This window comes from Methanomicrobiales archaeon HGW-Methanomicrobiales-1 (genome assembly GCA_002839675.1).
In the GTDB taxonomy this organism is placed as follows: Archaea; Halobacteriota; Methanomicrobia; order Methanomicrobiales; family Methanospirillaceae; genus Methanoregula.
This window is the reverse complement of the sequence record PGYM01000001.1, coordinates 375,600-388,983: the sequence shown is the minus strand read 5'-3', so window position 1 is coordinate 388,983 and position 13,384 is coordinate 375,600. Positions and strand designations below refer to the sequence as shown.

Annotated in this window: 19 protein-coding genes; 6 read left to right on the top strand and 13 right to left on the bottom strand. The window is 52.8% G+C overall.

The window, feature by feature from the left end:
* Positions 1 to 7 precede the first annotated feature (7 nt).
* The 8 genes from CVV30_02035 to CVV30_02000 all read right to left on the bottom strand — a co-directional run bounded on the left by CVV30_02035 (position 8) and on the right by CVV30_02000 (position 5,126).
* Positions 8 to 595 carry an alpha hydrolase gene (locus CVV30_02035; GenBank protein ID PKL70167.1) on the bottom strand — a complete coding sequence of 196 codons (588 nt, stop codon included), beginning with the start codon at positions 593 to 595 and terminating at the stop codon, positions 8 to 10.
* The gene (locus tag CVV30_02030) at positions 592 to 921 is read right to left on the bottom strand and encodes a hypothetical protein (GenBank protein PKL70166.1); all 330 of its coding nucleotides are present in this window, start codon (positions 919 to 921) and stop codon (positions 592 to 594) included. Before CVV30_02030 ends, CVV30_02035 begins: the two co-directional genes overlap by 4 nt.
* Before the next feature lie 9 nt (positions 922 to 930).
* Positions 931 to 1,500: a 30S ribosomal protein S19e gene (locus tag CVV30_02025; protein PKL70165.1), complete on the bottom strand. Its 570-nt coding sequence runs from the start codon at positions 1,498 to 1,500 to the stop codon at positions 931 to 933.
* 110 nt (positions 1,501 to 1,610) lie between these two features.
* Positions 1,611 to 1,838 (bottom strand): RNA-binding protein, encoded by a 228-nt coding sequence (locus CVV30_02020; GenBank protein PKL70936.1) that lies wholly within the window; start codon positions 1,836 to 1,838, stop codon positions 1,611 to 1,613.
* Between the two features lie 4 nt (positions 1,839 to 1,842).
* The gene (locus tag CVV30_02015; GenBank protein ID PKL70164.1) at positions 1,843 to 2,172 is read right to left on the bottom strand and encodes a ribonuclease P; all 330 of its coding nucleotides are present in this window, start codon (positions 2,170 to 2,172) and stop codon (positions 1,843 to 1,845) included.
* A 118-nt stretch (positions 2,173 to 2,290) separates the two neighbouring features.
* A complete protein-coding gene (locus CVV30_02010) occupies positions 2,291 to 2,893 on the bottom strand; it encodes a phosphoribosylglycinamide formyltransferase (protein PKL70163.1) in 603 nt (200 codons plus the stop codon).
* A 36-nt stretch (positions 2,894 to 2,929) separates the two neighbouring features.
* A complete protein-coding gene (locus CVV30_02005; protein ID PKL70162.1) occupies positions 2,930 to 4,210 on the bottom strand; it encodes an HlyC/CorC family transporter in 1,281 nt (426 codons plus the stop codon).
* Between the two features lie 94 nt (positions 4,211 to 4,304).
* The gene (locus CVV30_02000) at positions 4,305 to 5,126 is read right to left on the bottom strand and encodes a sugar phosphate isomerase/epimerase (protein PKL70161.1); all 822 of its coding nucleotides are present in this window, start codon (positions 5,124 to 5,126) and stop codon (positions 4,305 to 4,307) included.
* A gap of 42 nt (positions 5,127 to 5,168) precedes the next feature.
* Here CVV30_02000 and xseA point away from each other — a divergent pair, with 42 nt between their 5' ends.
* Positions 5,169 to 6,419 (top strand): exodeoxyribonuclease VII large subunit, encoded by a 1,251-nt coding sequence (gene xseA / locus CVV30_01995; GenBank protein ID PKL70160.1) that lies wholly within the window; start codon positions 5,169 to 5,171, stop codon positions 6,417 to 6,419.
* On the top strand, positions 6,403 to 6,588 hold the full coding sequence (gene xseB / locus CVV30_01990) for an exodeoxyribonuclease VII small subunit (GenBank protein ID PKL70159.1): 186 nt from the start codon (positions 6,403 to 6,405) through the stop codon (positions 6,586 to 6,588). The genes xseA and xseB overlap by 17 nt, the downstream gene beginning before the upstream one ends.
* On the opposite strand, the gene CVV30_01985 is transcribed toward xseB, so the two are convergent.
* Positions 6,572 to 7,000 (bottom strand): DUF371 domain-containing protein, encoded by a 429-nt coding sequence (locus CVV30_01985; protein ID PKL70158.1) that lies wholly within the window; start codon positions 6,998 to 7,000, stop codon positions 6,572 to 6,574. The two genes, xseB and CVV30_01985, sit on opposite strands and share 17 nt — an antisense overlap.
* A 33-nt stretch (positions 7,001 to 7,033) precedes the next feature.
* Here CVV30_01985 and CVV30_01980 point away from each other — a divergent pair, with 33 nt between their 5' ends.
* Positions 7,034 to 7,612, top strand: a complete 579-nt coding sequence (locus CVV30_01980; protein ID PKL70157.1) for a hypothetical protein — start codon at positions 7,034 to 7,036, stop codon at positions 7,610 to 7,612.
* 15 nt (positions 7,613 to 7,627) lie between these two features.
* Here CVV30_01980 and CVV30_01975 read toward each other — a convergent pair whose 3' ends face one another.
* A complete protein-coding gene (locus tag CVV30_01975; protein ID PKL70156.1) occupies positions 7,628 to 7,888 on the bottom strand; it encodes a thioredoxin in 261 nt (86 codons plus the stop codon).
* A 48-nt stretch (positions 7,889 to 7,936) separates the two neighbouring features.
* The gene (locus CVV30_01970) at positions 7,937 to 8,626 is read right to left on the bottom strand and encodes a hypothetical protein (GenBank protein ID PKL70155.1); all 690 of its coding nucleotides are present in this window, start codon (positions 8,624 to 8,626) and stop codon (positions 7,937 to 7,939) included.
* A 186-nt stretch (positions 8,627 to 8,812) separates the two neighbouring features.
* On the opposite strand from CVV30_01970, the gene CVV30_01965 reads away from it, so the two are divergent.
* Positions 8,813 to 9,598, top strand: a complete 786-nt coding sequence (locus CVV30_01965; protein ID PKL70154.1) for a hypothetical protein — start codon at positions 8,813 to 8,815, stop codon at positions 9,596 to 9,598.
* A 78-nt stretch (positions 9,599 to 9,676) separates the two neighbouring features.
* Here CVV30_01965 and CVV30_01960 read toward each other — a convergent pair whose 3' ends face one another.
* Positions 9,677 to 10,855 (bottom strand): mannose-1-phosphate guanyltransferase, encoded by a 1,179-nt coding sequence (locus CVV30_01960; protein ID PKL70153.1) that lies wholly within the window; start codon positions 10,853 to 10,855, stop codon positions 9,677 to 9,679.
* 229 nt (positions 10,856 to 11,084) lie between these two features.
* Here CVV30_01960 and CVV30_01955 point away from each other — a divergent pair, with 229 nt between their 5' ends.
* Positions 11,085 to 11,351 carry a hypothetical protein gene (locus CVV30_01955; GenBank protein PKL70152.1) on the top strand — a complete coding sequence of 89 codons (267 nt, stop codon included), beginning with the start codon at positions 11,085 to 11,087 and terminating at the stop codon, positions 11,349 to 11,351.
* Positions 11,352 to 11,429: 78 nt separating this feature from the next.
* On the opposite strand, the gene CVV30_01950 is transcribed toward CVV30_01955, so the two are convergent.
* On the bottom strand, positions 11,430 to 12,872 hold the full coding sequence (locus tag CVV30_01950; GenBank protein PKL70151.1) for a cobyric acid synthase CobQ: 1,443 nt from the start codon (positions 12,870 to 12,872) through the stop codon (positions 11,430 to 11,432).
* Between the two features lie 174 nt (positions 12,873 to 13,046).
* Between CVV30_01950 and yciH the strand changes: the two genes are divergently transcribed.
* Positions 13,047 to 13,352, top strand: coding sequence for a stress response translation initiation inhibitor YciH (yciH, locus tag CVV30_01945; GenBank protein ID PKL70150.1), 306 nt, complete (start codon positions 13,047 to 13,049; stop codon positions 13,350 to 13,352).
* Positions 13,353 to 13,384: the final 32 nt, after the last annotated feature.

The window sequence follows — 13,384 nt, the reverse complement described above, 5'->3', positions numbered from 1 at the left end:
CCAGATATTATGACTTTCTCCCGATGACCAGCGACTGGTCATGGTGTGCCGGAAAGAGGGGGGCAGAATCGATTCCGCGTAAGCGGAACGCCTCCCTGATCTCAGCTTCGTAATCACCGTTCCGGATGGTCCCGGTCTCCCCGTATTCCACGATGAGAAACCGGTCAACCAGACGATCGACTTCCGCCTTGACAAAGCCTAACAGGGGTCGCACATACGAACACCCGGTCCGGTTTCCAAGGCTTTGTACCTCAGCACGGGTCAGCATCGGAACCCGGTCATTGAACCGTGTTCCGTCACCGACTACTTTATACTCCCTGCTGAGGGTTTCGACCGCGATATGGTGGATGCGGTTGATCGCATCATTCGGGTACCCGCATGACACAACCTGGTCCACCAGCTCGTCTTTCAGTCCTTCACGAAACACACGTTTTATCAGGGGAAACCCCAAAGCCTGTGCCGCAGCCTCCAACGATGGGATCTGGCGGAGTGGGTCGAGCACGAACGTATTTAGTTCGACCTCATAATACGTACCCAGCATTATTGCTGCAAGGGAACTGTCCTTTCCGCCGCTGTAGAGCACACCGGCTTTCATCTTCGTGTGATCGTATAATCACGTCTCGCCGGCGCAATCTGCCGTAACAGTTCTTTGAGCTGCGCATCCGTGATTTTATTCTTGACTCTCCCGCTCTGGGCGAGAGAGATCAACTGCTGTTCCACCGAAGATGCAAACTCCGGCTTCGTCAGTTTGATGGTGTTTAAGCGTTCCCGGGCATCCGGCTCGAGAACCTGCATCAGGAGCATCTGTATCTGAGTTTTTTGCTTCTGCTGGCGTTCAAGCTCTTCCTGCTGATCGCCAGCCTGCTGCTGCATTTGCGCCATCCGGCGTTTGCGAAGTTCACTCAGTTCATCGTCTCCCATTGCAACACCTCACTTTTTAGCTTCTGCTTTCTTGCCTTTCGGCGCTTTCTTCTCGGTCTTGGCACCGTCTGCGCCTTCGACTGCAACCTTTGCCTTCTTCTTGGTATCAACCTTCTTGGGCTCTTCGGTTACAGGGACGACACGCTTCGGTACCGGTGCCGGAGGCGTAATCTTTACCTCGTGGGACAGGTTGTCCATGAAAGACATGCCTGCCGGTGACACTTTACGGCCGGTCTTGTCGTGGACAATCAGGCCTGCTGCTTCCAGCTGCTGGAGAGCTTTTCTCAGGACTGATCCACTGCCCTTGCGGAATGCATTCGGGCGTGATCCACGGTTCTTCTTACCACCGTAAAAGCTTCGCATCCTCTCGACGCCCAGGGGGCCGTCGACATAGACGCGTCTCAACACTGCTGCTGCCCGGGTGAACCACCAGTCGGGATCTTCAGGCGGCATTTCTTTGTGTACCCCGGTCTTTGCAAAGGCAGCCCATTCCGGCGGTGTTATTTCCTTCCGCTTCTTGAGCTCCTCAGCGACCCTACGGATAATATGGTCGGCGGGGACATCGTATACTGTTGTCATCTAGAGACCTCACTGTTGAATTTTTCAATAACAGTCTTTACTTATTTGCGAAGAAAGTTTTTATATATTTCCAAGTGGCGGAATGCCCATTTGACCGAAGAAAAACGGATTTACTTTTTTATGTTCATCTTTTTGTCCGCAAGCACCATGGTCCGCCCCCGTGTCTGCACGAGTTTTGCCCGGGCCTGCAGGGCAATTGCCTCCGGGTCGACTTCCACGGACTGGAGCCATTTTACCTTGATCATCTTCCGGTTCTTGAGCTGGGCAACGATCTCTTCGATCATCGTCTCGGTACAGCCCTGTTTGCCAATCCAGACGGTTGGCTTGAGATCCTGCATCAGGTTATTCGCTTCTTCCGACATGAGGTTTCACCACATGATAACGTGTATGTTGTTTGCAGGCAAGGCAGGTGACCACGACATTGCCGCAGTGCACCCGCACCCGCATATTGCTTCCCGGCACGAGGTAGGAGTTGCAGTGATGGCAGTATTTCCTGCGCAATTCCTGCGGGATCCGGATTCGCTGGCGCATGGCAATCCTGCGCGCGAGCTCCACATAACGGTTACTGAGATCCGGAAACTCTGCAAAAGCGAGCCGTGCCTGTTCGAACAGGACTTCAATACGCTCCCGTGCAATCTGTTTTGTCGCGGGTGTTTTGGATCGCTCTTTCATTGCCTCGTCACCGGCTCCCGGTTGTGCAATACTATCAGCGTGCCAGATGAAATAGTCGCGGTGAACAAAAGGATCCTGAGACAAATACGGATTATATGCATCAGTCGCCCAGGGCCCGTTAAAGAATCCGGACCTTCCGCCCCTCAATCACCAGCCGGTCTTCACAGAAAAGCCGGACCGCCTCGGGAAACACGATATGCTCCTGCTCTAATATCCGCTCCGCGAGATCGTCTTCATCATCGGTCTCCAGTACCGGCACGCTTTTCTGGAGGATGATGGGGCCCCCGTCAAGACTTTCGTCAACGAAATGCACGGTACAGCCAGCCACTTTTACCCCGTACTGCACGGCCTGCCGCTGGGCATGAAGCCCGGTAAACGCGGGCAGGAGGGCGGGATGGATATTGATCATCTTCCCGGGAAACGCCCTGACTATCGATGAGCCGAGAATTCGCATGTAACCGGCAAGAACGAAGAGGTCCGCATCCACTTCCTGCATAGAGAAAAGGAGCGCCCGCTCGTAGACTTCACGGGAGGGAAACGTGGTATAATCGATGATCCTGCACGGGATATTCGCCTTCTGCGCCCGTTCAATCGCGTAGGCTTTCGGGTTATCCGTGATCAGCGCAACGCATTCCGCAGGTACCTTGCCATCACGGATGGCATCGATGACCGCCTGGAAATTCGAACCCCTGCCCGATGCAACCACGGCAATGCGTTTCATCTGTTTTCCTCGCGGGAGATTTCGTTCACACCCGGATTATTCGTTCTGCTTCCCATTCTTCGGTTCCGGGTGGACCACGATCTTCACTTTCACGATCCTGCGGCCGTGCATCTGCATGACCACGAGCGTGACACCATTGCCGATCGCGATATCCACCTTTTCTCCGGGGTGTTTCGGAAGATGCCCGAGCCGGTCGATGATGAGTCCGCCAATGGTCTCGTAGGATTCATCGGTCGGGAGGGTAAGGTTCATCTCTTCGTTGATATCCTCAACCCATGTCTGGGCATCGATCACATAGACACCCGGTGCAAGTTCCTGCACTTCAGGTTCTTCCTTATCGAACTCATCCATGATGTCGCCGACGAGTTCTTCTAAGATATCCTCAACGGTTACAATGCCGACAAAACTGCTGTACTCGTCGATGACAACGGCCATCTGCACCCGGTGCACCTGCAGTTCCTTTAACAGGTCATCGATCTTCTGGGTCTCGGGCACGAACATCGGGTCGTACATCACTTCTTTTATTGCCGAGTCCTTGCGTCGCGAAACCATCGCGGAAAAGACATCCTTGACATTTAAGATACCGGTGATATTATCGATATGCTCATGGTAGACGGGAATACGCGAGAACCCGGTGTCATTGAAGATCCTGATCGCTTCTTCAAAGCTGACCGTATCTTCCATTAAAATGACATTGACGCGGGGCGTCATGATCTCCCGGGCAGTGGTATCTGCGAACTCAAGCACCGAGTAGAGCATGTCCTGCTCGCCCTGCTCGATTGTGCCCTCTTCCTTGCCCACATCGATCCATTCCTTGATCTCCTCTTCGGTGACTACCGGTTCTGCAAAATCTTTTCCGAGACCCAGTTTCGGGCTGACCCGTTCGACTAACCAGATAACCGGGGTTAAGAGACGCGAGAGGAAAAGTATGATGGGTGCCACCGTCAGGGCAAATGAATCCGATGCGTGTGCGGCATAGATCTTAGGAGTGATTTCGCCAAAGAGGAGCAGCACGATGACGACAAAACCGGTAGCGATCCCCACACCAATGTCCCCGAACATCTGGATCGCAATTGAGGTGGCAAGTGCTGCTGCTGCAACATTGACAATATTGTTCCCGATGAGGATCGTGATGAGCAGGTGTTCAGGGGATTCTTTTAACACAGCAACTGCTTGTGATCCCGGTCTTCCTTCATTGACAAGAGTCCGCACTTTTGCCCGGTGGATCGAGATAAGTGCAACTTCCGCACTGGAAAAAAATGCGGACAGGAGGATACAGATAATAAAGAGCAGGATCTGCAATGCGTCCTGGATCATTGTACTTCACATCGTGCTGTTGCACGCTTATTTTGACTATGCATAAATGAAATTTCACTACTATATTCGGGGGTGAATTTTATAAACCCAGCGCTTATCGCATGCATTCCCGCATAAATGCACAATCCCGGGCAAGGACTGCGATCTTTTCTTCAGCAGAGAACAGGTGATCAAAGTTCAGGTCCTCAATTTCGAGCGTAAGGTACCCGTCATACCGGTGATCCTTTAAGCATTCCATGACCTGCGCCATCGTCGCATACCGGTCGAGCGGGAAATGCGCCCTGCCATGATCGAAGCGGCTGATATGCACGTTGATGAGACGGTCATGACAGAGTTCGATATACCGGATTGGCTCTTCTTCGGACCGTGCAAGGGCATGCGCCACGTCAAGCGTGAAGAACAGCCACGGTTCATCATCCAGGAGTTCCCGCATCCGCTCCGGAGTGCAGAGCAACGAGTTGACGGTCGGTTCCATATTCTCCATGCCGATTCGGACAGGACTGCCTCGTGCCGCATCCCGAATTACCGAGAGATAATGCTCAAAGCGGACCCGGTCTGCATCACTGGGAGGGCGCTTAGCCGTGCGCCGGCCGGGATGAATGGTGAGAACCGTGGCTCCGAGTTGTTCGGCTATCCGCAGTGACCTGACGGCATACCCGATGGATACATCAACGACTTCAGGATTGATAGAACAGGGATTTAAGTCAAGGATAGGGGTGTGCACGGTCAGCGTGGCAAGTTCCGGGTGAGCCTTCCGGCATGCGATCACCTCATCGGCCGGCAGGTCGCGGAGCCAGAAATGGGGGGTTTCTAACCAGAACTCCATTGCGTTCAGGCCGGTGCGGGAGACAAACGAAAATATCTCAGGAACCGTGTACTCGTGAAAGAACATACTCGCAACGGAGAACGAAACCATGGTAGTACTAATTCATATGCGGTTTTTGCCTAATAGTTGTTGATGGACTGGTTCAACAAGCCCGATGAATCTCCCGGTGGGAAAACTGCACCCCTGCAGGTATCGGAGCTCTCGGCCATTATCGAAAATCTCCTCGACGATGCACGCCTCCAGGGGGTCTGGGTCAAAGGTGAAGTAACCAACTATACCCACCATGCACGGGGCCACCGCTATTTTTCCCTGTCAGAGAAAGGAGGGGGTGGCACTGCGGCGGTGATCAAGTGCGTGATGTGGCGCTCCGATGCCGAACGACTCGCTTTCACTCCCGCAGAGGGCATGGAGGTGTTGGTCTCCGGCACGGTCCGGCTGTATGCACCGCATGGCTCGTACCAGTTACAGGTAAAGGAGATGAAGAAGGCGGGTCTCGGCGAGAAGTACCTGCTCGTGGAACAGTGGAAAAAAGAGCTGGCGGCCGAGGGGTGCTTTGCCTCAGAGAAGAAACGGCCCTTACCGGCATTTCCGGAAAAAGTGGGTGTTGTCACCTCCGAAACGGGAGCAGTCATCCATGATATCCGGACGGTTATTACCCGTCGCTACCCAGTAGAGATCATCATCTCGCCTACTGCAGTGCAGGGAGAAGTTGCCCATCGCGAGATTGCACAGGCAATCCGTCGCCTCGGGACCTGCGTGGATGTCATCATTGTTGCCCGGGGGGGCGGCAGCTTTGAAGATTTGTTCCCCTTCAACCATCCGGATGTCGTGCGGGCCATCGCTGCCTGCCCGGTTCCCGTTGTCAGCGCAATCGGCCATGAAGTGGATGTGACGTTAGCCGATCTCGCCGCCGACCTGCGGGCACCCACCCCATCGGCAGCAGCCGAACTTGTGGTACCCGACCGGGCAGTACTTCTCCTCCAGGTTCACGAACTAAAATTGCTACTGGCCGCAACCCTGCAGGGGCGGATCGCATGGGCACGGGAGGAACTCATTGGCATGCGGGACCGGCTGCGCCCCCGCCGTTTTTTACAGAAAATCGAGGAGCGGAAAACCACTACTGCGGATCTTGCAGACCGGCTCGAACGGGCATGTATGACACGGATCGAACGCGAACGCCTGCTCCTCGCAGAGTCAAAAACGGCTCTTGAAAGCCGGAGCCCGCTTGCCGTGCTTGCCCGGGGGTATTGCGTGGCAGAAAAGGATGGCGTGATTGTAAAGAGTGCTGGCGCAATCGTGAAGGACGACCGGATGAAAATCCGGTTTTATGACGGGAATACCAACGTAATCGTGGAGCGTGTGGATCATGAAAGAAACCTATGAGACAAAAACAGAACAGCTGAGACAGATCATCGAAAAGATCGAAGACGGAACAACCGGCCTTGACGAGAGCATGCGGCTCTATGAGCAGGGTGCCGTGCTGGTCAAGCAGTGCGAGACCATGCTTGCGGAAGCAGAAGTACGGATCACCACCCTCAGCCGGGACGCGTAACAATCAGGGTTACAACCATTGTCTGTTCCCCGATCAGGTTTCTGATCAGATCGTCCGGCAGCGTGGCCGCGACAGTGTCTGACAGGATGCCGATCGTCCTCCCGCAGACAAACGAACTCTTCCGCCAGACCATGTCGGTCGGGTGCGTGAGAGTGAACTGCGACGAACCCCGGGAATGGATCTCGACTGCGGCATCCCCGCACGCGAGCCGGGTCAGCAGGCGCGCATCGTCGTGCGAGAGCACTTTTTTGAATTCTTCTGAAAGGCCGGCACAGCCTTTGTCTGCAGCAATTCCGATGATGCAGTTGCCGGTGCTCGTCAGGTGCGACTCGGCAGTTACTTCAAAGGTTGTCGGGTGACTGCCGGATACCAGCGGGTGGCCCCGGCAATGGATAATTTCCTGTGCCTCCATGCTTTATCATGTGAGGGTTTCCATTCATATTCAATGTTTATTACCGCCCATTGCCCGGAGTGCGGGGATGAGACCGAACACGAAGTAGTAGCCGAATCCCGCGATCAGCTGGTCCGGTGCACTACCTGCGGTCACCACCAGCGGATTCCCAAAGAGCGTGAGCCGCAGACCCTGCTCATCAAGACAATCGTCTCCCGTGAAGGGACATCGGTTGTCGGTGCCATTGAACTCTCTGAAGATGAAGAATGCAGCGTAGAAGAACACCTCGTCGCGGAATGCGGGGATGACGCCATCGGCGTTCAGGTAGCCTCCATCGAACTGGCCGGCGACAAGCGGGTGCAGCGGGCTAAGGCAAAGGATATCCTGACCCTCTGGACCCGGGCCATCGAGCAGGTGGTAGTTAAGATCTCCATCCACGATGGCAGGAAGACCATTCCGGTCTACATGCCCTGTGAAGGCGAACAGGAGTTTACCGTAGGTGAGAAGTATGTGGTTTCCGGAAAGCAGTTCCAGATCTCGCACCTCAAGCTCCGTGACGGACCCCTGATGCGAAAGGAAGGCTGGAAGACCGTAGCTCACCGTATCAAGCGGATCTACGGGGTCCGGTCATAATTCTTTTTTTTAAGGTCAGAGATATTTTTTCAGGGTAGCTTCGAGCTGCTCTGTCTGGACAACCCCTTCAAGCCGCTCTTTGACCACATCATTGTCCAGTATCACGATAGTCGGTGTCACTTTTAACCCGTACTGCTTGATCATCTGCGGATTTTTCACCGCATCGATCTCTTCGATCCGGACGGCAAGGTTTTTTTCAACTTCACGGTTGATCGGGGTCTGCTCCATGCATCCCATGCACCCCGGCTGGTAAAAACAGATCACACGCACTGCCATGAACAGGTGTGAACAGTCGTTATAAAAAAAAGTATGGGTATGAATTACTTATTTTCCATTAATCGATACCACGCGGATATCCATGGAGGGGTACCCGAAATCCACGACCGCACCCTCATCGGTTTTCTGGCTTATCTCGCCAATCCGTATGTACGTCAGGGCGGACTGGTTGGATGCCATCTCTTCTGGATTATCCGACACGGCCATCGTCAGGATATCCCCGACATTGATATCGCTCAGGTTCATGCCATTGCGTTTGAGCATTTCAGGTGACCAGACCTGGGTCATTGATGAGGAGGACGGTATGGTAATCCGTTTCTGTCCGTTCACCTTCATGCCAACGATACCGGAACTCATTGCATCGTATTCAGGTTTGAAAAGTGCAAACTTGTCACCCCAGCCTGAGCTGGTTGAGTACACCTCTACCGGAAAGAGCGGGTGCGCCAGCGACTGGTTGGAGGTGATGGAAATCTGCTTGGAGTACAGCATTCCTTTTCCCTGGGCTGCAGCCTGTTTAAAGAGCGTCTGGTCCGTTGTGAGAAGAGGATTTCCCGCCGCATCGTAAACCGTGTAATCGATCACTGCCACATCGCCGGGCTTGACGACGGAAAATGCACTGAGCCAGCCAAATCCCATGCCCGAGACAATCATCAGTACAACAAAAAGGACGCAGGCACCGACCACCACGAACTTTTTCCATTGTGCTATTGTTTTTTCTTTCTGTTTCTTTTCGCCCATTAGGAACAATCCTCCTTATTAAATCGTAACCCAACCGTCATAAACTATTCCGCAGTTGCCGGGAAAAAGTCGTACCTGAACTAAAAAAAAGCCGGGAAAAACTATGCCCGTAAGATCCTGGACAGACACCAATAATACTTTTTTTTTCCGATGTCTTTTAGTATTCTCTTATCAGAAGATGTAGTAATGGACAAGAAGAAGGTCAAGGATTATATGACCTATGACGTCGTCAGCATTGATCTTCATAGCACGGCAAAAGATGTCATCGAGAAGATCCAGAAAACAAACCATGACGGCTTTCCGGTAGTTGACGGGGAGGCGGTTGTGGGGTATATTTCCGCACGCGATCTCCTGTTTATTGATCCCGGGGCCGCAGTAGAGCAGGTGATGTCCGGCAACCTCATCGTTGCTGACCCCGATATGGATATCAATGATGCAGCCCGGGTGATCTTCCGGTCCGGCATCCAGAAGCTGCCCGTGGTTGATGAGAAAAACCACCTGCTGGGCATCATCTCCAATTCGGATGTCATACGCTCGCAGATCGAGCATGTCTCCCCGGAAAAAGTGTTTAATTTCATTACCACGCTCAAGAAACTCTATGGCGTGGATCCATCCCTGGATCGCGGGACCGTACCAGTCATGGAACTCCTGCCCACCCAGTCAAAGATCTATGAAGATGAACTGGAAGGGAGAATCTACGAGATAAAAAAAGGCCTGGCCGAACCAATTATCGTAGTAAGACGCCCGGGGAAAATTATTCTTGTTGACGGTCACCACCGGGCGATTGCAGCAAAGCGCCTCGGGATTACCGCCCTTGATGCCTATATTATCGAGATCCGGGAAGATATCGAGCTCGGCATGGAACGGACTGCCCAGGCAATGAATTTAAAGACCCTGGACGATGTGCAGGTACTTGATTACGCCCGGCACCCGCTGGTTGCAATCACCCACCGCCTGGTAAAGAGAGTCTGATTTTTCTCCACTGCACAGGGCGGGAAAAAACGATTGAAAAACCCTGCTCCACGGGGCAGGGTTGCCTGATTTTATCCTTTACGACCCGTCATACCGCAGGTCAAATTTCTCATTGAGTACGTGTTCTTTTACAATCATCCCGTCCGGGACAACTACTTCAGGCCAGAGGCGCGTCTTGGAATGGACAACCACATGATCCCGCAGCACCACGCGGGGTCCGATCACGGTGTCGTTTTCGATACTGCAATGATCCCCGATATGGGTATCATTGTCTATAATGCTGCCCGAAATGGAGCTGTTCGCCCCGACAATGACCCGGTTGTAGAGCGATGAGGAAAAGATCTTGGAATTATTACGGATGATACATTTGTCACCCATGCTGGTATAGGGTCCAATCAGGACGTTATCGCCAATAGTAGTTCCCGGGCCGATAGAAACCGGGCCGATAACCTTGGTATTCTTTCCCAGCGTGATCGAATCCCCAAGCTGGACCGGCCCCTGCACCTGTGCGCCATGCATGGAGAGGTTCCCGATGATGTCGGTGAACGTGAGATCCTGCAATTTCCAGCGCTCAGCCTGGCGGAGCGAGTGCGGGCTCCCCACATCCGTCCAGTTGCCGCGGGCAAGCCAGCCCTTGATACTGTGTCCGCTCTCCATCAGGCTGGGAAACAGGTCGCGGGCAAAATCATACCGGGTGCCTGACGGGATATGATCGAAAACCTCCGGGCTGCACACGTACATACCGGTACTGGCAAGGTTCGAGAAGATCTCACCGGGCGCCGGTTTTTCCTTGAACCGTTTTATCTCGTAGCTCACATCGATCTCGGCAATACCGTACTCTCCCGGATCGTCAATCGAGATGAGACCAATGGATGCCGTACACTTCTGTTTCTGGTGCGAGCGGTAAAACTCGAGCACATTTAAGTCAGTGACATGGTCACCACCCACCACAAGGAAATCCTGGCCATCGAGATGTTTCTGGGCGTTTTTCACGCTCCCGGCAGTTCCCAGCTTGGATTCCTCGTGCACGTACGTAATGTCGACGCCAAATAGTGAGCCATCCCCCAGCGCTTCTTCGATAGCTTTTCCCATATAGCCAAGGGTGAGGACAACTTCCCGGAAACCCAGGTTCGACAGGTGTGAAACGAGATGGTGAATTGACGGGCGGTTAACAATCGGAATACAGGGTTTTGGCCGTTCAAACGTGAGCGGGCGGAGCCGGGTGCCTTCGCCCCCGCACATAATACACACCTTCATAGCGCAATTTTTAGCGCTGGAGTGTTTTAAAGATAGTGATAGAGAGTGGGATTTTACCGGGTTTACGCCCATAATTCAGGTCATATTGACCTTCATCATGGATGTAAAACCGCTTAAAGGGTCAATTAACATCCGGACAAAATGGGATTCTACTAAACCCAAACAATTCCCCCATCTATTGTCTTATATTCCCGGCAGACACAATGCCTAACTAAGGAGAACTCATACCATGACCGATGACGAATACCGGATCCTGCCCGTTATGAAAGGAAAGGTGCAGTGCCTTGCCGAAAAAAAAGAGCCCGTGGAAAACTGCGGGTTCTGCATCCATTCCCGGGAGTTCAAAGTGCAGGACCGGTTCATCAAATCCCCGGCACTTCTCTACTGCACAAAATGCAGGATAACCGAAAAAGTTGATTTCACCAAGGCTGAAGCCGTGAAATGTGCTGACCGGCAGGGCGGCGGGTTTCACAGCATCACCAATCTCATCAGCTGATTTTTAAGCAGGTGAACATCTTTCCGGTTATTTTCACACGCCGGTATCCCGGGGAGATTCTGGATTTTTTTTAAGGGCCTATAATGTCAGCATCGCCTGGATCGCATCCATATCCACATGCTTTTCAAACAGGTCAGCCAGCACCTCATAGGGATCCGCAGAGCAGAGTGGTATCGGTTCAAATAGGATTCCTTTCTTTGCGGAGAGAAATGCGAGGAGGGCATTTGCTGCAGACGGGTTCTGGAACAGCCCGTGCATGTACGTGCCAAAGACCAGACCGTCCTCACTCACCCGGCCATCACCGTGCAATGCTTCCGCATCGCGACCGGGCTCGGTCACCCCCATGTGGATCTCATAACCGGTGATTTCACCCATGGCAGATAGTATTGGTGGCACGGCACATGCGGTACGGGTCACCTGGGTCGTGGTCTTGTCATAGGAAGAGAAATGCGTGATTCCGTCAAGCAGCCCGAGCCCTTCGTAGGTCCCTGCTGCGGACTCAAAACCGGCATCGATGAGCTGCCGGCCCAGCATCTGGTATCCCCCGCAGATCCCGATAACAGGAACACCCAGTTTCCGGGCATTTTTAATCTCGCGATCGGTTCCGGTCTGGAAAAGGACCGAAAGGTCTTCGATCGTATTCTTGGTGCCGGGAATAATGATACAGTCATACCCTGCAAGCGATGAACCGGGCGCCACATAGTCAACAGCGGCATGACATTCCAGCAGCTCGAAATCGGTGAAATTTGAGATCCGGGGGAGACGGATAACGGCAATCCTTACGCCATTTGGCCCGGCTTTTTTATCACCAATCGAAAGCGAATCCTCGCTGGGCAGGGGCAGGCTGAAGTACGGGACAACCCCGAGTACCGGAACCCCGGTCAACTCCTCGATCTTTTTTATGCCGGGTTCAAAGATCGTGGGGTCTCCCCTGAACTTATTGATAATAATGCCTTTTACCAGCGGTTTGAGTTCTTCGGGAAGGAGCGTGAGTGTCCCATAGACCTGGGCAAACACCCCGCCCCGCTCAATGTCCGCCACAAGAATAATCGGGACCCGGAGGTTTTTTGCCAGCAGCGTATTGGCGATATCCCGGTCATAGAGATTGAGCTCTGCTGCACCCCCCGCCCCTTCAATCACCACCTCGCCATACGTGGATTTCAATCTATGATAGGATTCAAGTGCTTTTTTGAGAAGCTCGGGGGTCTCTTTATAGTAATCCGTGATCGCAACATCTTTGTACGGGCGCCCGTTGAGCACCACCTGCGATACACAGTCGCCTTTTGGCTTGAGGAGGACCGGATTCATATCCGTATGGGGTAACAGATGCGCCGCAACTGCCTGCATCGCCTGTGCCATACCAATCTCCCCGCCATCAGGAGTCACGTACGAGTTCAGGCTCATGTTCTGCGATTTGAAAGGGGCTACGGTGATCCCCCGCCGCACGAGACAGCGGCAGATGGCTGCAACCGTTACGCTCTTTCCCACATGGGATGCAGATCCCATCACAAACAATGACATTTCCGTATGGTGTACTGTGCATACGCAGGTCATAAAAATCCATGCATTTCAGATGATTGGAGATAATAACTGGCCGAAAATGCTCAGTTTTTTGGAAAATACTACCGATTTCCTGCTCGGTATACTTCCGGCAATGCCAAGTAATAAATAACCAGAAACTTAAAAATACATGTAATGATTGGTGGGATTTGCCCGACGTGTGGACTACCTAATGAACTCTGCATCTGTGAAGAGGTAGCAAAAGAACAGCAAAGGATCAATGTCAAAGTGAACAAACGGCGCTATGGAAAAGAAGTGACTGTTGTTGAAGGACTTGATCCAACTGATATCGATATTGAGGAACTTCAAAAATTCCTGAAAGGAAAACTGGCCTGCGGTGGAACGGTCAAGGGAAGCTCCATCGAACTCCAGGGAAATCACCGTGACCGGGTCAAAGAGCTGCTCTCGTTAAAAGGGTACAAAATAGAAAATATTTCCTGATTTTTTTTATTTTTAAGCGGTATTTTACCTGT